General features: G+C 63.5%; 18 protein-coding genes. 11 read left to right on the forward strand and 7 right to left on the reverse strand.

Going from position 1 to position 19,052, the window contains the following annotated elements; all coding sequences use genetic code 11:
• The first annotated feature begins 10 nt into the window (after nucleotides 1-10).
• The 3 genes from RYH74_RS12755 (at nucleotide 11) to RYH74_RS12765 (ending at nucleotide 2,054) form a co-directional block, all read left to right on the forward strand.
• Nucleotides 11-616, forward strand: coding sequence for an arylesterase (locus RYH74_RS12755; protein ID WP_025338430.1), 606 nt, complete (start codon nucleotides 11-13; stop codon nucleotides 614-616).
• A gap of 58 nt (nucleotides 617-674) precedes the next feature.
• Nucleotides 675-965, forward strand: a complete 291-nt coding sequence (locus tag RYH74_RS12760; protein WP_025338431.1) for a hypothetical protein — start codon at nucleotides 675-677, stop codon at nucleotides 963-965.
• A 111-nt stretch (nucleotides 966-1,076) separates the two neighbouring features.
• Nucleotides 1,077-2,054, forward strand: a complete 978-nt coding sequence (locus RYH74_RS12765; protein ID WP_003259779.1) for a L,D-transpeptidase family protein — start codon at nucleotides 1,077-1,079, stop codon at nucleotides 2,052-2,054.
• A 132-nt stretch (nucleotides 2,055-2,186) separates the two neighbouring features.
• Here the strand turns inward: RYH74_RS12765 and oprI are convergent, their stop codons facing one another.
• Nucleotides 2,187-2,438 carry an outer membrane lipoprotei OprI gene (oprI, locus tag RYH74_RS12770; RefSeq protein ID WP_003259780.1) on the reverse strand — a complete coding sequence of 84 codons (252 nt, stop codon included), beginning with the start codon at nucleotides 2,436-2,438 and terminating at the stop codon, nucleotides 2,187-2,189.
• Between the two features lie 509 nt (nucleotides 2,439-2,947).
• On the opposite strand from oprI, the gene RYH74_RS12775 reads away from it, so the two are divergent.
• Nucleotides 2,948-3,229: a GNAT family N-acetyltransferase gene (locus tag RYH74_RS12775; protein ID WP_025338432.1), complete on the forward strand. Its 282-nt coding sequence runs from the start codon at nucleotides 2,948-2,950 to the stop codon at nucleotides 3,227-3,229.
• A 135-nt stretch (nucleotides 3,230-3,364) separates the two neighbouring features.
• Here RYH74_RS12775 and RYH74_RS12780 read toward each other — a convergent pair whose 3' ends face one another.
• Nucleotides 3,365-4,441 carry a 3-deoxy-7-phosphoheptulonate synthase gene (locus tag RYH74_RS12780; protein WP_025338433.1) on the reverse strand — a complete coding sequence of 359 codons (1,077 nt, stop codon included), beginning with the start codon at nucleotides 4,439-4,441 and terminating at the stop codon, nucleotides 3,365-3,367.
• A gap of 231 nt (nucleotides 4,442-4,672) precedes the next feature.
• Here RYH74_RS12780 and RYH74_RS12785 point away from each other — a divergent pair, with 231 nt between their 5' ends.
• The 3 genes from RYH74_RS12785 (at nucleotide 4,673) to cysB (ending at nucleotide 7,345) form a co-directional block, all read left to right on the forward strand.
• Nucleotides 4,673-5,620: a putative 2-dehydropantoate 2-reductase gene (locus RYH74_RS12785; RefSeq protein ID WP_317409503.1), complete on the forward strand. Its 948-nt coding sequence runs from the start codon at nucleotides 4,673-4,675 to the stop codon at nucleotides 5,618-5,620.
• 124 nt (nucleotides 5,621-5,744) lie between these two features.
• Nucleotides 5,745-6,242, forward strand: a complete 498-nt coding sequence (locus RYH74_RS12790) for a universal stress protein (protein WP_015269711.1) — start codon at nucleotides 5,745-5,747, stop codon at nucleotides 6,240-6,242.
• 128 nt (nucleotides 6,243-6,370) lie between these two features.
• Nucleotides 6,371-7,345: an HTH-type transcriptional regulator CysB gene (cysB, locus tag RYH74_RS12795; protein ID WP_013971904.1), complete on the forward strand. Its 975-nt coding sequence runs from the start codon at nucleotides 6,371-6,373 to the stop codon at nucleotides 7,343-7,345.
• A gap of 139 nt (nucleotides 7,346-7,484) precedes the next feature.
• Here cysB and RYH74_RS12800 read toward each other — a convergent pair whose 3' ends face one another.
• The 5 genes from RYH74_RS12800 to RYH74_RS12820 form a co-directional block, all read right to left on the reverse strand.
• Nucleotides 7,485-8,219 (reverse strand): phosphoadenylyl-sulfate reductase, encoded by a 735-nt coding sequence (locus RYH74_RS12800; RefSeq protein ID WP_015269712.1) that lies wholly within the window; start codon nucleotides 8,217-8,219, stop codon nucleotides 7,485-7,487.
• Nucleotides 8,220-8,402: 183 nt separating this feature from the next.
• Nucleotides 8,403-9,746, reverse strand: coding sequence for an aminodeoxychorismate synthase component I (gene pabB, locus RYH74_RS12805; RefSeq protein ID WP_317409504.1), 1,344 nt, complete (start codon nucleotides 9,744-9,746; stop codon nucleotides 8,403-8,405).
• Nucleotides 9,747-9,946: 200 nt separating this feature from the next.
• Nucleotides 9,947-10,927 carry an alpha-L-glutamate ligase-like protein gene (locus RYH74_RS12810; RefSeq protein WP_025338436.1) on the reverse strand — a complete coding sequence of 327 codons (981 nt, stop codon included), beginning with the start codon at nucleotides 10,925-10,927 and terminating at the stop codon, nucleotides 9,947-9,949.
• Nucleotides 10,927-12,462, reverse strand: coding sequence for an inactive transglutaminase family protein (locus RYH74_RS12815; protein WP_025338437.1), 1,536 nt, complete (start codon nucleotides 12,460-12,462; stop codon nucleotides 10,927-10,929). The genes RYH74_RS12810 and RYH74_RS12815 overlap by 1 nt, the downstream gene beginning before the upstream one ends.
• Nucleotides 12,463-12,467: 5 nt before the next feature.
• Nucleotides 12,468-13,004, reverse strand: a complete 537-nt coding sequence (locus RYH74_RS12820; protein ID WP_025338438.1) for an ATP-dependent zinc protease — start codon at nucleotides 13,002-13,004, stop codon at nucleotides 12,468-12,470.
• Nucleotides 13,005-13,333: 329 nt separating this feature from the next.
• Between RYH74_RS12820 and RYH74_RS12825 the strand changes: the two genes are divergently transcribed.
• The 4 genes from RYH74_RS12825 to acnD all read left to right on the forward strand — a co-directional run bounded on the left by RYH74_RS12825 (nucleotide 13,334) and on the right by acnD (nucleotide 19,012).
• Nucleotides 13,334-14,050 carry a GntR family transcriptional regulator gene (locus RYH74_RS12825; RefSeq protein WP_025338439.1) on the forward strand — a complete coding sequence of 239 codons (717 nt, stop codon included), beginning with the start codon at nucleotides 13,334-13,336 and terminating at the stop codon, nucleotides 14,048-14,050.
• Nucleotides 14,047-14,937, forward strand: a complete 891-nt coding sequence (prpB, locus tag RYH74_RS12830) for a methylisocitrate lyase (protein ID WP_003259689.1) — start codon at nucleotides 14,047-14,049, stop codon at nucleotides 14,935-14,937. The genes RYH74_RS12825 and prpB overlap by 4 nt, the downstream gene beginning before the upstream one ends.
• A gap of 167 nt (nucleotides 14,938-15,104) precedes the next feature.
• On the forward strand, nucleotides 15,105-16,232 hold the full coding sequence (prpC, locus tag RYH74_RS12835; protein WP_075044544.1) for a 2-methylcitrate synthase: 1,128 nt from the start codon (nucleotides 15,105-15,107) through the stop codon (nucleotides 16,230-16,232).
• Nucleotides 16,233-16,423: 191 nt separating this feature from the next.
• Nucleotides 16,424-19,012 (forward strand): Fe/S-dependent 2-methylisocitrate dehydratase AcnD, encoded by a 2,589-nt coding sequence (gene acnD, locus RYH74_RS12840; protein ID WP_025338440.1) that lies wholly within the window; start codon nucleotides 16,424-16,426, stop codon nucleotides 19,010-19,012.
• The last annotated feature ends 40 nt before the right edge of the window (nucleotides 19,013-19,052 follow it).

Here is a 19,052-nt window from a genome sequence, read left to right on the forward strand (position 1 = left end):
GGAGAATCCGATGCGAGTGTGGTGGTTGAGTGCCGGTCTGGCCCTGTATTGCCTGGCCCAGAGCGCGGCGGCGGGAACACTGCTGGTTGTCGGCGATAGTATCAGCGCCGGTTTTGGCCTGGATACCCGCCAGGGCTGGGTCTCCCTGTTGCAGACCCGCCTGCGGGATGAAGGTTTCGACGACAAAGTGGTCAATGCATCGATCAGCGGCGACACCAGTGCAGGTGGCCAGGCGCGGCTGCCGGCGCTGCTTGCAGCGCACAAGCCGAGCCTGGTGGTGCTGGAGCTGGGCGGCAACGATGGCCTGCGCGGGCAGTCGCCAGCGCAATTGCAACAAAATCTTGCCTCGATGATCGAAAGTTCGCGCAAGGCCGGTGCCAAGGTGGTGCTGCTGGGCATGCGCCTGCCACCCAATTATGGCGTGCGCTACACCACCGCGTTCGCCCAGGTGTATGAACAGCTGGCGGCAGAAAAACAGGTGCCGCTGGTGCCGTTTTTCCTCGAGGGGGTAGGGGGCGTGCCTGAGTTGATGCAGGCGGATGGCATTCACCCGGCCCAGGCTGCCCAGCAGCGCCTGCTGGAAAATGCCTGGCCGGCGATAAAACCCTTGCTGTGACGCTTTAAACGGCGCCGGCTTTCGGCTAATGTTGCGCCCCCCGTTTCGAGTGCCACCGATGCCGCGCCCTGCCTGGTCCCTGTATGCCTACCAACTGATCGAGCCTGATGAGCAGCTCGACCTGTTCGCCTGCCAGGAAATCCGCGTCCACCTCGTGGCCCGCCAGCTCGAGCTGGGCGTACCGGCCGACCGCACTCTGTGTGGGGGCCTGCTGCCGGCGCAACCGCGCTGGTCGGGGGTGGCGCGCTCGATCTACCGCGACGGCCGCCTGTGCGACCTGTGCCGCGCCATCCTCGATGCCCAGCGGCGCGGCATGCGCCCGGTGTGGCCGGAGCTGCAGGGCGCCTGAACACCGCGCCTTTCATCATCTGGAACGCTTGCATGGCGCCAATGCCTCCCGCTTGCATCGGCGCAGGTGTACAATCGATTCTCTTGACCCACCTTTCGAAGGATTTACCGGATGTTGCCGCGCTTTCCTGCCGTCACCCGTAGCCTGTCCCTGGCCGCCCTGCTGGTAGCAGGCCCCGCTGCTGCGCTGGAGCTGCCACTGCCACCACCCGGTGAAGACATCATCGGCCAGGTGCATGTGATCAAGGCAAAGTACGAGGACACGTTCGCCGATATCGGCACTGCCAACGACCTCGGCTACCTGGAAATGATCGCCGCCAACCCGGGCGTGGACCCATGGCTGCCAGGTGCCGGCACCGAGATCATCCTGCCGACCCGCTACATCCTGCCGCCGGGCCCGCGCGAGGGCATCGTCATCAACCTGGCCGAATACCGCATGTACTACTTCCCGAAAGGGCAGAACGTGGTGCATACCTTCCCGCTGGGCATTGGCCGTGAAGGCTGGGGTTCGCCGATCGCCAATACCAAGATCACCGCCAAGACGCCGAACCCGACCTGGACCCCGCCAGCATCGATCCGTGCCGAGCACGCGGCTGACGGCGACATCCTGCCGAGCGTGGTGCCGGCCGGCCCGGACAACCCGTTGGGGCCGTTCAAGTTCACCCTCGGCGTGCCGGGCTACCTGATCCATGGTTCGAACAAGAAGTTCGGCATTGGCATGCGTACCAGCCACGGTTGCTTCCGCATGCTCAACAACAACGTGCTGGAACTGTCGAAGATGGTGCCGGTGGGTACGCCGGTGCGCATCATCAACGAGCCCTACAAGTTTGGTATCAGTGGCGGCAAGGTCTATCTGGAGGCGCACACGCCGCTGGACGACCAGGGTAATCCGTCGGTGGTCGATAAACACACTGCTGTTATCAACGCCTTGCTCAAGCGTGAAGACCTGGCCAATAACCTACGCATGAACTGGGACATGGTGCGTGACGTGGTGGCCGCGGAAGATGGCATGCCAGTGGAAATTGCCGTGCCGACCGAAAACCAGGGTGGCGCACCGATGGTTTCGAGCATTCCGCCCGAACTGCAGTAAGGTAATTGCGACACACCCGGGCCTGCCTTAGTGCAGGCCTTTTCGTTTCTGCCTGGCGCGTTTGCCTTGTGCGCAGGCAATAAAAAAGCCGACCCACAAGTGGGTCGGCTCCATAACAATCCGTGAGGATTATTACTTGCGGCTGGCTTTGTCCAGCATACGCAGAGCGCGCTCGTTGGCTTCGTCAGCGGTCTGCTGAGCCTTCTGAGCGGCTGCCAGTGCGTCGTCAGCCTTACGGTAGGCTTCGTCTGCACGAGCTTGAGCGCGAGCTGCTGCGTCTTCAGTCGCAGTCAGACGAGCTTCGGTTTCTTTGGATACGCTGCTGCAACCGGTAGCCAGAACTGCGGCCAGAGCCAGAGCAGAGAATTTCAGAACGTTGTTCATCGTGTTCCCCTTCAAGGACTTTCTATTAAATAGCCATCTCTCGGAAAAGAGAAACTGGCCGGCGTACATAGTACCCATTACTTGTAGTAAGTAAACTGACTAAGCGCAAGAACTGCAAAAAAAATGTTGCTTGACGCCTTTCCGACAAGATTTGCGACACGCCTGTGAAAAAAACGTACAGGGTTCGCAAGCGACTGTAGTACAGGAACTTTTTTGTTGAACTAAGGGTGACTTTAACTGTCCTTCGGCGTCTTAAGCCCTAGTACATCCGGTGGCCGCCTGGCGCGTTGCCAAGAATGGCATCTGGCTGCATTTTCGCCATTTTTAACCGCCACCACCTTGAGCAATCCCGCCTGCGGCGCCTACTATCTTGTGAGTGCCAGAGGATCCGAACGATTGCAATCGTCCAGTGGTCGAAGGGGGCAACAGGTGGCGTAGAGGATTCTGTGCCGGATAAACCACCATCGGTTAAGGTATGGGTCTGCCGAGAAGACCTGCGAGGAGTAGTGATGAGCGAAGCGCTGACCATCCACCATGACCAGGCCGGTCATCAGTTCGAGACCAACGTGGACGGTCATCGTGCCTATCTGACGTATATGGACCTGGGCAAGCAGACGCTGGACATCTATCGCACCTTCGTACCCAACGCCCTGCGTGGCCGCGGGATTGCTGCCGCCCTGACCGAACGGGCCCTGGAGTACGCTGAACAGATGGGCTACACGGTGATTCCGTCCTGCTCGTACGTGGAGCGCTACATGGAGCGCCAGCAGCGGCATTCGAGCAAGGTCTGATTCTGTAAAAAAAAAGCGGGGCCGCTTCGCGCCCCATCGCCGGCAAGCCAGCTCCCACATTTAAAGCGTTTCGCCGTACGTGTGGGAGCCGGCTTGCCGGCGATGGGGCGCGAAGCGGCCCCGCCTTTTATTGCATCAGCCGCGCTTACGCTGCGGCAGCACATCCTTCAGCTTGGTACGCATGCTGCGCAGGGTCTTCTCGGTAGCCGACCAGTCGATGCAGGCATCGGTGATCGACACGCCGTATTGCAGCTCGTCCAGGTTCTTCGGAATCGACTGGCAGCCCCAGTTCAGGTGGCTCTCGACCATCAGGCCGATGATCGACTGGTTGCCTTCGAGGATCTGGTTGGCGACGTTCTCCATCACCAGCGGTTGCAGGGCCGGGTCCTTGTTGGAGTTGGCGTGGCTGCAGTCGACCATGATGTTGGCCTTGATCTTGGCCTTGGCCAGGTCCTGCTCGCAGAGGGCGACGCTGACCGAGTCATAGTTCGGCTTGCCGTTGCCGCCGCGCAGTACCACGTGGCCGTACGGGTTGCCCTTGGTGGTGACGATCGACACGCCGCCTTCCTGGTTGATGCCGAGGAAGCGGTGCGGCTTGGACACCGACTGCAGGGCGTTGATGGCAACGGTCAGGCCGCCGTCGGTGCCGTTCTTGAAGCCGACCGCCGAGGACAGGCCCGAAGCCATCTCGCGGTGGGTCTGCGATTCGGTGGTGCGGGCACCGATGGCCGACCAGCTGATCAGGTCCTGCAGGTACTGCGGGGAAATCGGGTCGAGCGCTTCGGTGGCGGTCGGCAGGCCCATTTCGGCCAGGTCCAGCAGCAGCTTGCGGCCGATGTGCAGGCCATCCTGGATCTTGAACGAGTCATCCAGGTACGGGTCGTTGATCAGGCCTTTCCAGCCGACGGTGGTGCGCGGTTTTTCGAAATACACGCGCATGACCAGGTACAGCGTGTCGGACACTTCCTCGGCCAGCACTTTCAGGCGCTCGGCGTACTCGTGGGCGGCCTTGATGTCGTGGATCGAGCAAGGGCCGACCACGACGAACAGGCGATGGTCCTTGCCGTCGAGAATATTGCGCACCACTTCGCGGCCGGCAGTCACGGTCTGCAGGGCCTTGGCGCTGAGGGGGATTTCCTTCTTGAGCTGATCGGGGGTGATCAGGGTCTCGTTGGAGGCAACGTTCAAGTCATCGATCGGTAAATCAGCCATCGTGTTACTCGTCAGGTCACGGGTGCCGGCCGCCAACTATCCCCGTGCGGCCCAGCAGCAAGAATAATCGCAGCGGGGAGCCGAACCTTAGCGCGTTACAGGTGGCGCGACAATGGGCTGGGCCCAGTCCGTGTGGGGTTTTTCCGAGATGGCAGGTGTTTGCCGTGCATGGGCTGCCCAGCGCTGCGCAACCTGTGTAAAAAGAGGGCTGACTTTTACCTGGAGATCGGCATGCATCCGCACACACCACGTATCGGCATCATCGGCAGTGGCGCCATCGGCGGCTTCTATGGGTTGATGCTGGCCCGGGCCGGCTTCGATGTGCATTTTCTGTTGCGCAGCGAGTACGAGGTTGTCCGCGAGCAGGGGTTGACCCTGGACAGTGCCGTGCATGGCAACTTGCAGATAGAGGTGCAGGCCTATGCCAGTGCCGCCGACATGCCGCCTTGCGACTGGCTGCTGGTGGGGGCCAAGGCCACCAGTAATGACCAGTTGGCGCCGCTGATCGTGCAGGCGGCCGCACCGGGCGCCAAGGTGGTGCTGCTGCAGAACGGCCTGGGCGTGGAGGAGCAATTGCGCCCGGCCTTGCGCAGCGACATGCACCTGCTCGGCGGCCTGTGTTTCATCTGTGTCAACCGCCAGGCGCCCGGCGTGATCCGCCACCAGGCCCTGGGCGCGGTCAACCTCGGCTACCACAGCGGGCTGGCCAACGATGGCGGTGCCGCGCTGGTCAATGAAGGCGCGGAGCTGTTCCGGGCTGCGGGCATCGACTCGCAGGCCATGCCCGACCTGGCCCAGGCACGCTGGCAGAAGCTGGTGTGGAACGTGCCCTACAACGGCCTGTCGGTGCTGCTCGGCGCCAGCACCACGCCGCTGATGGCCGACAGTCATGGTCGCGCCCTGATTCAGACCCTGATGGCCGAGGTGGTGCAGGGGGCGGCGGCGTGTGGCCATGTGTTGCCCGAGGGGTATGCCGAGCACCTGTTCCAGGTGACCGAGCGCATGCCCGACTACTGGCCCAGCATGTACCACGACCATGTCCACAAGCGCCCGCTGGAGCTGCAGGCCATCTATGCCGAGCCGTTGGCGCAGGCGCGTGCGGCAGGCTGCCACTTGCCTCGCATGGAGATGCTGTACCAGGCGCTGGCGTTCATCGACCGGGGCGAACAGCCCCGCTGAGGGTGGCTCTGGCCCCGCCGGGGCCCTCCAGCCCGCACCAGCAGCGCGCCGGACGGCAAAGCGTGCGTCCGGCGCGCTGCTAAGCTGAAGCTTGCTCTGCCGCAGCGGCAGTCAAGGAGGTCGAATGATCCACTCCATGCTGTACGCCACCGACCTCGGTGTCTACGCCCCTTTTGTCATGCAACACGCGCTGGCGCTGGCGCGCACATTCGGCGCCGAGTTGTATGTGATCCATGCGGTAGAGCCCATGGGCCAGTTCGCTGAATCTCTCCTGCAAAGCTACCTCGATGAACAGACGCTCGACCAGCTGCACAGCCAGGGGGTGAACACGGTGATGGCCAATATCGAGCAGCGTGTGCTGGAAAACTTTCGCGACGAACTGGGCGAGGAGGCCGACCTGGCGGTGATAAAGGCGGTGCGGGTGCGCCAGGGCGACCCGGCGCAGGTGATCCTCGACCAGGCGCAGCGGCTGAGCGTCGATCTGCTGATTTTCGGTAGCCACAGTGCTGGCGCCGGCGTGGATGTGCCATTGGGGCGCACGGCGGTGCGGCTGCTGCAGCTGTCGCCGGTACCGGTGTACATGGTGCCGCTGGCGCAGCATTTGGGGCGTAGGAAAGCATGAAGATGGCCGTAGGCCATTTCCGGGGGTATGTAACAAAATAGTTCTAGATTTATTTCCAGAACCACTAATATAGTTATATATCGTCGCTGCCTGCTGCCGCTGACTCATCGCTGAACCGAGGGGAACCTATGAAGCTTCAACAACTGCGCTACATCTGGGAAGTGGCGCACCATGACCTCAACGTCTCCGCGACGGCGCAGAGCCTGTATACCTCCCAGCCAGGTATCAGCAAGCAGATCCGCCTGCTCGAGGATGAGCTGGGTGTTGAAGTCTTTGCCCGCAGCGGCAAGCACCTGACCCGCGTTACCCCGGCCGGTGAGCGCATCATCAATACCGCTGGCGAAATCCTGCGCAAGGTCGAAAGCATCAAGCAGATTGCCCAGGAATTCTCCAACGAGAAGAAGGGCACGCTGTCCATCGCCACCACCCACACCCAGGCGCGTTATGCCTTGCCGCCGGTGATCAGCAACTTCATCAAGCAGTACCCGGAAGTGTCCTTGCACATGCACCAGGGTTCGCCCATGCAGATTGCCGAAATGGCCGCGGACGGTACGGTCGACTTCGCCATCGCCACCGAGGCGCTGGAGCTGTTCGGCGACCTGATCATGATGCCGTGCTACAAGTGGAACCGCTGCGTGGTGGTGCCGCAGGGCCATCCGTTGACCAAGCTGCCAAAGCTTACTCTGGAAGCGGTCGCCGAATACCCGATCGTTACCTACGTGTTCGGTTTCACCGGCCGCTCGAAGCTGGACGAAGCGTTCAACCACCGCGGCCTTACGCCGAAAGTGGTGTTTACCGCCGCTGACGCCGACGTGATCAAGACCTATGTACGCCTGGGGCTGGGCGTGGGGATCGTCGCCAAGATGGCGGTGGACACCAAGCTCGACAGCGACCTGGTGGCCTTGGATGCCAGTGAACTGTTCGAAGCCAGCATCACCAAGATCGGCTTCCGCCGCGGCACCTTCCTGCGTGGTTTCATGTGCGACTTCATCGAGAAGTTCGCCCCGCACCTGACCCGTGAAGTGATGGCCAAGGCCATCCAGTGCCACAACAAGCAGGAGCTGGAAGACCTGTTCGAAGGCGTCGAGCTGCCGGTGCACTGATCTAGAATTGCAGGGGGCCGCTTTGCGGCCCAATCGCCGGCAAGCCAGCTCCCACAGGATTACCGTTGCCTGAAGGCTTGTGATGTTCCTGTGGGAGCTGGCTTGCCGGCGATTGGGGCGCGAAGCGGCCCCAGCTGTGTTATGCCTTGCTGATCAGGTTGCCCGCGTGCAACCCGCATTCCTTCTGCGTCGACTCTTCCCACCACCAACGCCCTTCGCGCTCATGCTGGTTTGGCAGCACCGGGCGGGTGCAGGGCTCGCAGCCGATGCTGATGAAGCCGCGCTCGTGCAGGCTGTTGTACGGCAGCTCCAGCATGCGGATATAACCCCACACTTCCTCGCTGGTCATCTGTGCCAGTGGGTTGAACTTGTACAGGGTGCGCTCGGGGGTGGAGAAGGCGCTGTCGATTTCCACTGCCGCCACCTGGCTGCGGGTACCCGGGCTCTGATCGCGACGCTGGCCGGTGGCCCAGGCGCTCACGGTGGCCAGCTTGCGACGCAGCGGCTCGATCTTGCGGATACCGCAGCACTCGCCGTGGCCGTCCTTGTAGAAGCTGAACAGGCCCTTTTCCTTGACGAACGGGTCGAGCTTGGCGCGGTCGGGGCTGAGGATTTCGATCGGCAGGTTGTACTGCTCGCGGACCTGGTCGATGAACCGGTAGGTCTCCGGGTGCAGGCGACCGGTGTCGAGGCTGAACACCTTGACCTGCTTGTTCAGCTTCCAGGCCATGTCCACCAGCACCACATCCTCGGCGCCGCTGAAGGAGATCCACAGGTCATCACCGAAGTGCTCGAAGGCAAGCTTGAGGATGTCCTGCGGGGACTTGTTGGCATAGGTCGCGGCCAGTGCGGCGACGTCGAAGGGTTGGCTCATCAGGCGGTTTCCATCGTGGCTGTGGCGCTGTGCGCTCGTAGTGAGGTGATGGTAACAAAAAATGGCGGGGTAGGCGGGCTTGGAGTCGGTGGCGCCTGCTTCGCGGGCACGCCCGCTCCCACAGGTACAGCGCACATCTGCCAGTTGTGGGAGCGGGCGAGCCCGCGAAGCAGGCGCCGCCGATCACAAGCCTTGCAGGGTCTCCATCAACACCCGCACCTTGGCAATCGACTCTTCATATTCGGCCTGCCACTCGGAGTCGGCCACCACCGCGCCGCCGCCCCAGCAGCTGACCTGTCCACCCTTGACCAGCAGACTGCGAATGGCAATCGAGCTGTCCATCTCGCCGCGCACATCCACGTAGAGCAGTGAGCCGCAGTACAGCGCCCGGCGTGCCGGCTCCAGTTCGTCGATGATCTGCATGGCGCGGATCTTTGGCGCGCCGGTGATCGAGCCGCCCGGGAAGCTGTCGCCGATCAGGTCCAGGGCGTCTTTATCGCTGGCCAGCTGGCCGGTGATGCTGCTGACCAGGTGGTGCACGTTGGGGTAGCTCTCCAGGCTGAACAGCTCGGGCACCTTCACCGAGCCGATCTCGCAGGTACGCCCCAGGTCGTTGCGCAGCAGGTCGACGATCATCAGGTTTTCCGAGCGATCCTTGGGGCTGTGCAGCAGCTCCTCGGCATTGCGCAGGTCTTCTGCCGGGTTGCTGGCGCGCGGGCGGGTGCCCTTGATCGGCCGGGTTTCCACCTGGCGCTGGCTGACGCGAATGAAGCGCTCGGGCGAAAAGCTCAACAGGGCGCTGCCGTCGGCCAGTTGATGGTAGCCGGAGAAGGGGGTGGGGCAGGCTTTGCGCAGGGCCTGGTAAGCGTGCCACGGGTCGCCCTGGCAGGGCGCGCGGAAGCGCTGGGTAAGGTTGATCTGGTAGCAGTCGCCGGCCTGGATGTAGTGCTGCACCTGGTCAAAGGCGGCCTTGTACTGCTCGGGCTGCAGGTCGCCGGCCATCGGCGCGAGTAGCTGGAAGCTGCCGCTTTCCGCGTTGTCGACACCTTCGAACAGGGCGATCAGCCGTTCCCGTTCGCTGTCGGGCAGGCTCGGGTGGAACACCAGTTGGCTGGTCGCGCACTGGTGGTCGGTCACCAGCGCCCAGGCATACAGGCCCAGTTGCGCGTCCGGCAGGCCAAGGTCGTCCACGGCCAGGCTGGGCAGGTGTTCCAGGCGGCGGCCGAAGTCATAGCTCAGGTAGCCGATCAGGCCGCCAGCGAACGGCAGCTCGCTGCCTGCGGGCAGCTGCGCATGGCCCAGTCGTGCCAGGCTGGCGCGCAGGCGCTGGAGGAAGGTGCGGCCATCTTCGTCGGGCTGCGCTTGCAGGTGTTGCAGCGGCCAGGCGCTGAGCAGGTCGAAGCGCCCGCGTTCGGCGCCGGGGCGGGCGCTGTCCAGCAGGATCGCACCGGGGGCCTGGCGCAGGCGGGCGAAATAGGCGGCAGGGTCGGGCTGGTAGGGCAGGGGGTGGAGCGTACAGGTCGGCATCAGTGTGGACGGCGATGTAAAAGCGAGGAGGGCGATTGTAGACCTGTGCAGGAAATGCGCCTAGCTTTGTGGCGACATTCAAGCACTGTGTTTCGCCCTTGCGGCCCTGTCGCGACACAAGGTCGCTCCTAGAGGAGATCGCGTGATCCTGTAGGAGCGGCCTTGTGTCGCGATAGGGCTGCGCAGCAGCCTCGGCGATTTCAGCGCGGGTGCACGTGCCCGAACAAGCCTTGCGATACCCGCACGCGCTGTTCGGCATCTTCGCTGATGCCATCCTTGGCCAGTGCTTCCAGGTGCGCCTCGATGGCGTGGGTGCGCTGGGTCAGGCCGCAGTCGTTGGCGATCTGGATGTTCAGGCCGGGGCGGGCGTTGAGCTCGAGAATCAGCGGCCCCTTGTCCTGGTCCAGCACCATGTCGACACCGATGTAGCCCAGGCCGCACAGCTCGTAGCAGCCGGCGGCCAGCTTCATGAAGCCGTCCCAGTTCGGCAGTTGCACGCCATCCACCGCGTTGGTGGTGTCCGGGTGCTTGCTGATGATGTTGTTCAACCAGGTGCCGCGCAAGGTCACGCCGGTAGCCAGGTCGACACCCACGCCGATGGCGCCCTGGTGCAGGTTGGCCTTGCCGCCGGACTGGCGGGTCGGCAGGCGCAGCATGGCCATCACCGGGTAGCCCATCAGCACGATGATGCGGATGTCCGGCACGCCTTCGTAGCTGATGCTCTTGAAGATCTGGTCGGGGGTGACCCGGTACTCGATCAGCGCACGGTCGCGGTGCCCGCCCAGCGAGTACAGGCCGGTGAGGATGCTCGAGATCTGGTGCTCGATTTCCTCGTGGCTGATGATCTTGCCGGACACCGTGCGGTAGCGGTCCTCGAAGCGGTCGGCGATCACCAGGATGCCGTCACCACCGGCGCCCTGCGCCGGCTTGATGACGAAATCGCTACGCCCACCAATGATCTGGTGGAGCTTCTCGATCTCTTTCTCGGTCTCGATGATGCCGTACATTTCCGGCACATGGATGCCGGCCGCCAGGGCACGCTCCTTGGTGATGATCTTGTCGTCGACGATCGGGTACAGGTGGCGCTTGTTGTACTTCAACACGTAGTCCGCGTTGCGCCGGTTGATACCCATGATGCCCCGGGCCTCCAGGGCTTTCCACGTCTTGATCAGGCCAAACATCAGGCGTCAGCCTTCTTCAGGAATGCCTTGAAGCGTACGAGCTCGGTCAGGCGGTAGCCGCGGTAGCGACCCATCGCCAGCATGAAGCCCACCAGGATCAGCAGCACGGCCGGGAAGGTGAACACGAAGTACACCAGCTCCGGCACCATCATCAACAGGTGCGCCAGGGAAGCGGCGAACAGTGTGCCGATGGCCACTTTCATGGCATGGCCGCCGCCACGCTCTTCCCAGGTGATGGACAGGCGCTCGATGGTCATGGTCAGGATCACCATCGGGAACAGCGCTACCGACAGCCCGCGCTCCAGGCCCAGCTTGTGGCTGAACAGGCTGATGGCGGCAATCAGTACCACGACGAAGGTCAGTACCACCGACAGGCGTGGCAGCATCTGCAACTTCAGGTGTTCCAGGTACGAGCGCAGCGACAGGCCCAGGGCGGTGATTACCGTGAACAGCACGATACCGAAGCCAAGCTGGGTCTCGCGGAAGGCCAGGGCGATCAGTACCGGGGTGAAGGTACCCAGGGTCTGCAGGCCGACCAGGTTGCGCAGCACCAGGATCACCAGCACACCGATCGGGATCATCACCATGATCATGAAGGTTTGCTGGGTCTGCAGCGGCAGGCCGTACAGCGAATATTCGAGGAAGTCGGCGTCGGTATTTTCGTCGGTCAGCTTGGCCAGGCGGATGGCGTTCATCTCGCTGTTGTTCATGCTGAAGGTAACGTTGGCCTTCTTGCCGCCATCGACGGTGATCAGGTTGTCGTCACCGGTCCACCACAGCAGGCGATCGCTGGGCAGGCCCTGCTCGCCGGTGTCCGGGTTGAAGTACAGCCAGTCGGTACCGTTGAAGCTGCGCAGCCACAGTTCCGGGGTTTGCGGGGTGTCGGCCACCAGGCGGATGGTGTGCACCTTCTCCATCGGTACGTGGGCGATCGACAGCAGCAGGTCGATGACCTGGGCCTTCTTCATGGCCGTGGTGTCGCCGGCCAGCAGCAGCTTGACGTTGTCGTCGTTGAGGTTGTTGACCCGCTTGATGGTCTCGCTGACGAAGGTCTCGACGTCGGCCGAGTGCTGGCGGATCGGCGCCATCAGGGCCTCGGCGGCGATCTTCTCGGGGCCTTCCACTGCCAGGCTGTCACGGAAGGTCGGGCCTTTGACCGTGGTCTTCTCGTTGCTGTAGCGCTTGGTCAGCACCAGGCGGTAGTAGAGGGTCTGGTTGCCGCTGGCGCGGCGGGCCGACCAGGTGACCTTGCGGTTGCCGTCGGCACGGTTGACGCTCACCCCGTAGTTGTTGGAGATGAAGCTCTCGTTGAGGCTGACGTAGTCGCGGTTCAGCGGTGGCACGAACATCTGCACCTTGACCGGGTCCTTGGTGCTGGCCACGAACTCGACCTTGGCGTCGATGTTCCACAGGTCGTCGGTTTCATCCTCGGTTACCGGGATGCCGAGTACGAAGATCTGATAAGCCGTGACCGCCACGCCCAACAGCACCAGCACGGTGATCAGGACTTTCAGATGGAGGGTAAGAGAGCGCATCGGGATTACTCTGCTTTGGGAGCGTCGGTGGCACAGGCAGGTTTGCCGGCCGCGTATTTAAGGCTTGGGTCGACCAGCGCGTCGAAGTGCTTGAGCGCCTCGGAGCCGATCAGCAGCGGGAACTGGAAGGCGCTGCGGTCGGTGAGGTTGACTTCGATGGTGCGCATGGCCTGGCCCATGCAGATTTCAAGTTCGATGACCGGGCGCGCGGTGTAGGCCTTGCCCGATTCAGCATCATAGTCGCCGGCCCGGCGCTTGATCTTGCTTACGCGTGCCAGCGGGCGTTCGATGGGGTGCGAATGGGCGGCGTCGATGGCCAGGTAGAAGCGCACCCAGCTTTCGCCGTTGCGCTTGAAACGCTTGATGTCGCGGGCGCTGAGCGACGCGGTCTTGGCGCCGGTGTCGAGCTTGGCGGCCACTTCCAGGTCCAGGTCGCCCAGGCGTGCATATTCGTTGAGACCGTACACGGTCTTGCCTGCGGCCTGGCCAAGGGCCGGCAGCAGGGTGAGGCAGAGCAGCAATAATGCGGGTGTAAGTCTCATATTCCTGGCGCGGTGCAGTGCAAGGTTCGGGGCTGTTTTCAAAGCCATGTTCAGAGCCGTGTTCAGGGCAAGGCGACTGGCAGCGACTGCGCAAGCTTCCTCGTTCATCTGTCAGCAGCATGAATGGATGACAGACAGGCTATCCATACTCCATCGGAGGCGCGGCATTCTATCACGCCGGCGCCTTGACGCCAGCGGTGCGCGTTCTGACAGCACCGGGCTGGCATTAGTTCGTTCTTAGACGATTGTCGACAATATTCATTTTGTCTTTGACTGCAGCGATCGAATTAGCTAATTTCCGGCAAAGAGATTTGCAAGGTGTCGACAATATGCAGGACCTATCCACCCCCAGCCCGGTGCTGGCAGACGAAACGGAAACCTTGTCCGAAAACGTCTTCCGGCGCATCCAGGCGGCCATCGTCAAGGGCGATATCGCCCCCGGCAGCAAGATTTCCGAGCCGGAGCTGGCGCGTACCTACGGCATCAGCCGCGGGCCGCTGCGCGAGGCCATCCACCGCCTCGAAGGCCAGCGCCTGCTGGTGCGCGTGCCGCATGTGGGGGCGCGGGTGGTGTCGCTCAACCACGCCGAACTGATCGAGCTGTACGAAATTCGCGAATCGCTGGAAGGCATGGCCTGCCGCCTTGCCGCCGAACGCATGAGCCAGGCCGACATCGACGAACTGCGCCGGGTGCTCGACACCCACGAGCGCGATGCCGCGTTCCAGGCCGGCCTGGGCTATTACCAGCAGGAAGGCGACTACGACTTCCATTACCGGATCATCCAGGGCAGCGGTAACCAGACCCTGGTCAAGATGCTCTGCGGCGAGCTGTACCAGCTGGTGCGCATGTACCGCATCCAGTTTTCCGCCACGCCCAACCGGCCACGCCAGGCCTTTGCCGAACACCACCGCATTCTCGATGCCATCGCCGACCGTGACGGCGAGCTGGCCGAACTCCTGATGCGCCGCCACATCGGCGCGTCCAAGCGCAATATCGAGCGTCACTACCTGGACGCCCACAACAACAGCCCACGAGGTGAGAAATGACTGTGAAGAGCACCCCCGGTCAGCGTTTCCGCGACGCCGTTGCCGCTGAACATCCGCTGCAGGTGGTTGGCGCCATCAACGCCAACCATGCCCTGCTGGCCAAGCGCGCCGGCTTCAAGGCCATCTACCTGTCCGGTGGCGGCGTCGCCGCCGGTTCGCTGGGCCTGCCGGACCTGGGCATCAGCGGCCTGGACGATGTACTCACCGACGTGCGCCGCATCACCGACGTGTGCGACCTGCCGCTGCTGGTGGATGTCGACACCGGCTTCGGCGCCTCTGCCTTCAACGTTGCCCGTACCGTGCGCTCGATGAGCAAGTTCGGCGCTGCCGCCATCCATATCGAGGACCAGGTCGGCGCCAAGCGCTGCGGCCACCGCCCGAACAAGGAAATCGTCAGCCAGCAGGAAATGGTCGACCGCATCAAGGCCGCAGTCGATGCCCGTACCGATGACAGCTTCGTGATCATGGCGCGTACCGATGCCCTGGCCGTCGAGGGCCTGAACGCCGCCCTGGACCGCGCCGCCGCCTGCGTCGAGGCCGGTGCCGACATGATCTTCCCGGAAGCCATCACCGAGCTGCAGATGTACAAGACCTTCGCCGACCGGGTGAAGGCACCGATCCTGGCCAACATTACCGAATTTGGCGCCACGCCGCTGTACACCACTGAAGAGCTGGCCTCGGTCGACGTGTCGCTGGTGCTGTACCCGCTGTCGGCGTTCCGCGCCATGAACAAGGCGGCCGAGAACGTGTACACCGCGCTGCGTCGCGACGGCACGCAGAAGAACGTGATCGACACCATGCAGACCCGCATGGAGCTCTACGATGCCATTGGTTACCACGCCTTCGAGCAGAGCCTCGATGCGCTGTTTGCCCAGAAAAAAGGTTGAGCCTGTGAGGGCCTCATCGCCGGCAAGCCGGCTCCCACAGGTACCGCACAAGGTTCGAGCCCTGTGCAAGGCATTGTGGGAGCTGGCTTGCCGGCGATAGGGCCGATACAGCCACCCCCGAATTAGCCAGAAAGAATCCATAACAAGTTCAAGAAAGGAGAAACACCATGGCCGAAGCAAAAGTACTCAGTGGCGCAGGCCTGCGCGGCCAGGTGGCCGGCCAGACCGCGCTGTCGACCGTGGGCCAGGCCGGTGCCGGGCTGACCTACCGTGGTTACGACGTGCGTGACCTGGCCGCGGGTGCCGAGTTCGAAGAAGTCGCCTACCTGCTGCTGTACGGCGAGCTGCCGAGCAAAGCCGAACTGGCCGACTACAAGCGCAAGCTCAAGGGCCTGCGTGACCTGCCGCAAGCCCTGAAGGAAGTGCTCGAGCGCATCCCGCGTGACGCCCACCCGATGGACGTGATGCGCACAGGTTGCTCGGTGCTGGGTACCCTGGAACCCGAACTGACCTTCGAGGCCCAGCGTGACAAGACCGACCGCCTGCTGGCGCTGTTCCCGGCGGTGATGTGCTACTGGTACCGCTTCACCCACGACGGCGTGCGTATCGACTGCACCAGCGACGAAGACACCCTCGGTGGCCACTTCCTGCACCTGCTGCATGGCAAGAAGCCGAGCGAGCTGCACGTCAAGGTCATGAACGTGTCGCTGATCCTCTACGCCGAGCACGAGTTCAATGCCTCGACCTTCACCGCCCGCGTCTGTGCCTCGACCCTCTCCGACCTGTACTCCTGCGTAACCGCCGCCATCGGTTCGCTGCGCGGCCCGCTGCATGGCGGTGCCAACGAGGCGGCGATGGAGCTGATCGAGCGCTTCCAGAACCCGCAGGAAGCCACTGCCGAGCTGCTGCGCATGCTCGAGCGCAAGGACAAGATCATGGGCTTTGGCCATGCCATCTACAAAGAGTCCGACCCGCGCAACGAGGTGATCAAGGGCTGGTCGAAACAGCTCGCCGACGAAGTGGGTGACAAGGTGCTGTACCCGGTTTCCGAAGCCATCGACAAGACCATGTGGGAGCAGAAGCGCCTGTTCCCCAACGCCGACTTCTACCATGCCTCGGCGTACCACTTCATGGGTATCCCGACCAAGCTGTTCACCCCGATCTTCGTCTGCTCGCGCCTGACCGGCTGGGCTGCGCACGTCTTCGAGCAGCGCGCCAACAACCGCATCATCCGCCCGAGCGCCGAGTATGTCGGCGTCGAGCAGCGCCAGTTCGTGCCGATCGAGCAGCGCTGACAGGCCGTACCTGTGGGGGCCTGTTCCGGCCTCATCGCCGGCAAGCCGGCTCCCACAGGGACTGCACCAGCCTCAGGAGCAGTGCAATACCTGTGGGAGCCGGCTTGCCGGCGATGAGGCCGGAACGGCTGACACAGGGCTGCAACCAGAAAGCTATCCACGACCGTACCGTGACCGAGCCTGATAACGATATGAACACTGCATTCCGCAAGCACCTGCCAGGCACCGACCTGGACTACTTCGATGCCCGCGCGGCGGTCGAGGCCATCAAGCCCGGCGCCTACGATGGCCTGCCTTACACCTCTCGCGTACTCGCCGAAAACCTGGTGCGCCGCTGCGACCCGGCTACCCTCGACGCCTCGCTGGGCCAGCTGATCGAGCGCAAGCGCGACCTCGACTTCCCGTGGTTCCCGGCCCGCGTGGTGTGCCACGACATTCTCGGCCAGACCGCACTGGTCGACCTCGCCGGCCTGCGTGACGCCATTGCCGACAAAGGCGGCGACCCGGCCCAGGTCAACCCTGTGGTGCCGGTGCAACTGATCGTCGACCACTCGCTGGCCGTCGAGTGCGGCGGTTTCGACCCGCAGGCCTTCGAAAAGAACCGCGCCATCGAAGACCGCCGCAACGAAGACCGCTTCCACTTCATCAACTGGACCAAGAAGGCGTTCAAGAACGTCGACGTGATCCAGCCGGGCAACGGCATCATGCACCAGATCAACCTGGAGAAGATGTCGCCGGTGATCCACAACGACCGTGGCGTGGCCTACCCGGACACCTGTGTCGGCACCGACAGCCACACCCCGCATGTCGACGCCCTGGGCGTGATCGCCATCGGCGTGGGTGGCCTGGAAGCCGAGAACGTGATGCTCGGCCGTGCCTCGTGGATGCGCCTGCCGGAAATCGTCGGCGTCGAGCTGACCGGCAAGCTGGCGCCGAACATCACCGCCACCGACCTGGTGCTGGCCCTGACCGAATTCCTGCGCAAGCAGAAAGTCGTCGGCGCCTACCTGGAGTTCCACGGCGAGGGTGCCCGTGCCCTGACCCTGGGCGACCGCGCCACCATCTCCAACATGGCCCCGGAATATGGCGCCACTGCGGCGATGTTCGCCATCGACCAGCAGACCATCGACTACCTGCGCCTGACCGGCCGCGAAGAGCAGCAGGTCAAGCTGGTGGAAACCTATGCCAAGGCCACCGGCCTGTGGGCCGACAGCCTGGGCGGCGCAGTCTACGAGCGCACCCTGAGCTTCGACCTGTCGAGCGTGGTGCGCAACATGGCCGGCCCGTCCAACCCGCATGCCCGCGTCGCCACCAGCGACCTGGCGGCCAAAGGCATCGCCGGCAGTTGGGAAGAAGTGCCAGGGCAGATGCCAGATGGCGCGGTGATCATTGCCGCCATCACCAGCTGCACCAACACCAGCAACCCGCGCAACGTGATTGCCGCAGGCCTGCTGGCGCGCAATGCCAACAAGCTGGGCCTGGCCCGCAAGCCATGGGTCAAGTCGTCGCTGGCGCCTGGCTCCAAGGCCGTGCAGCTGTACCTGGAAGAGGCCGGGCTGGAGAAGGAGCTGGAACAGCTCGGCTTTGGCATCGTCGCCTTCGCCTGCACCACCTGCAACGGCATGTCCGGCGCCCTGGACCCGGTGATCCAGCAAGAAATCATCGACCGTGACCTGTACGCCACCGCCGTGCTGTCGGGCAACCGCAACTTCGACGGGCGGATCCACCCGTATGCCAAGCAGGCCTTCCTCGCTTCGCCGCCACTGGTGGTGGCCTACGCCATCGCCGGTACCATCCGCTTCGACATCGAGAAGGATGTGCTGGGCGTGGTCGACGGCAAGGAAATCCGCCTCAAGGACATCTGGCCCAGCGACGAAGAGATCGATGCCGTGGTGCGTGCCGCGGTCAAGCCGGAGCAGTTCCGCAAGGTGTACATCCCGATGTTCGCCATCGAGGAAGACCGTGGGCCGAAGGTGGCGCCGCTGTACGACTGGCGCCCGATGAGCACCTACATCCGCCGCCCGCCGTACTGGGAAGGTGCCTTGGCCGGTGAACGTACCCTGCGCGGCATGCGCCCGCTGGCAGTGCTGCCGGACAACATCACCACCGACCACCTGTCGCCGTCCAACGCCATCATGCTCGACAGCGCTGCCGGCGAGTACCTGGCGAAGATGGGCCTGCCGGAGGAGGACTTCAACTCCTACGCTACCCACCGTGGCGACCACCTGACTGCCCAGCGCGCTACCTTTGCCAACCCCAAGCTGTTCAACGAAATGGTGCGCAAGGAAGACGGCAGCGTGAAGCAGGGCTCGCTGGCGCGTATCGAGCCGGAAGGCAAGGTCACCCGCATGTGGGAGGCGATCGAGACCTACATGGATCGCAAGCAGCCGCTGATCATCGTCGCCGGTGCCGACTACGGCCAGGGTTCGTCCCGTGACTGGGCGGCCAAGGGTGTGCGCCTGGCCGGTGTCGAGGCGATCGTCGCCGAAGGCTTCGAGCGTATTCACCGTACCAACCTTGTGGGCATGGGCGTACTGCCGCTGGAGTTCAAGCCGGGCACCGACCGCAAGACCCTCGGCCTGGATGGTAGCGAGACCTATGACGTACTGGGCGCGCGTACGCCGCGGGCGACGCTGACCCTGGTGGTTACCCGCGCCAACGGCGAGCGCCTGGAGGTACCGGTGACCTGCCGTCTGGACACCGCCGAGGAAGTGTCGATCTACGAGGCCGGCGGGGTGCTGCAGCGCTTCGCCCAGGACTTCCTCGAAGCGACCGCCTAATCAAGAGAAGCGCGGTCCTCTGTGGGAGCGGGTTTACCCG

The organism is Pseudomonas sp. LSJ-87, from assembly GCF_032971465.1.
GTDB classification, from domain to species: Bacteria; Pseudomonadota; Gammaproteobacteria; order Pseudomonadales; family Pseudomonadaceae; genus Aquipseudomonas; species Aquipseudomonas putida_Z.

Excerpts from the sequence above, each read along its gene's own strand:
- prpB (WP_003259689.1), top strand. The coding sequence starts at position 14,047 with ATGACTGTGAAGAGCACCCCCGGTCAGCGTTTCCGCGACGCCGTTGCC.
- cysB (WP_013971904.1), top strand. The coding sequence starts at position 6,371 with ATGAAGCTTCAACAACTGCGCTACATCTGGGAAGTGGCGCACCATGAC.
- RYH74_RS12765 (WP_003259779.1), top strand. The coding sequence starts at position 1,077 with ATGTTGCCGCGCTTTCCTGCCGTCACCCGTAGCCTGTCCCTGGCCGCC.
- RYH74_RS12810 (WP_025338436.1), bottom strand. The coding sequence starts at position 10,927 with ATGTTTGGCCTGATCAAGACGTGGAAAGCCCTGGAGGCCCGGGGCATC.
- RYH74_RS12775 (WP_025338432.1), top strand. The coding sequence starts at position 2,948 with ATGAGCGAAGCGCTGACCATCCACCATGACCAGGCCGGTCATCAGTTC.
- RYH74_RS12825 (WP_025338439.1), top strand. The coding sequence starts at position 13,334 with ATGCAGGACCTATCCACCCCCAGCCCGGTGCTGGCAGACGAAACGGAA.
- RYH74_RS12755 (WP_025338430.1), top strand. The coding sequence starts at position 11 with ATGCGAGTGTGGTGGTTGAGTGCCGGTCTGGCCCTGTATTGCCTGGCC.
- RYH74_RS12760 (WP_025338431.1), top strand. The coding sequence starts at position 675 with ATGCCGCGCCCTGCCTGGTCCCTGTATGCCTACCAACTGATCGAGCCT.
- RYH74_RS12820 (WP_025338438.1), bottom strand. The coding sequence starts at position 13,004 with ATGAGACTTACACCCGCATTATTGCTGCTCTGCCTCACCCTGCTGCCG.
- RYH74_RS12780 (WP_025338433.1), bottom strand. The coding sequence starts at position 4,441 with ATGGCTGATTTACCGATCGATGACTTGAACGTTGCCTCCAACGAGACC.
- RYH74_RS12790 (WP_015269711.1), top strand. The coding sequence starts at position 5,745 with ATGATCCACTCCATGCTGTACGCCACCGACCTCGGTGTCTACGCCCCT.
- prpC (WP_075044544.1), top strand. The coding sequence starts at position 15,105 with ATGGCCGAAGCAAAAGTACTCAGTGGCGCAGGCCTGCGCGGCCAGGTG.
- pabB (WP_317409504.1), bottom strand. The coding sequence starts at position 9,746 with ATGCCGACCTGTACGCTCCACCCCCTGCCCTACCAGCCCGACCCTGCC.
- acnD (WP_025338440.1), top strand. The coding sequence starts at position 16,424 with ATGAACACTGCATTCCGCAAGCACCTGCCAGGCACCGACCTGGACTAC.
- RYH74_RS12800 (WP_015269712.1), bottom strand. The coding sequence starts at position 8,219 with ATGAGCCAACCCTTCGACGTCGCCGCACTGGCCGCGACCTATGCCAAC.
- oprI (WP_003259780.1), bottom strand. The coding sequence starts at position 2,438 with ATGAACAACGTTCTGAAATTCTCTGCTCTGGCTCTGGCCGCAGTTCTG.
- RYH74_RS12815 (WP_025338437.1), bottom strand. The coding sequence starts at position 12,462 with ATGCGCTCTCTTACCCTCCATCTGAAAGTCCTGATCACCGTGCTGGTG.
- RYH74_RS12785 (WP_317409503.1), top strand. The coding sequence starts at position 4,673 with ATGCATCCGCACACACCACGTATCGGCATCATCGGCAGTGGCGCCATC.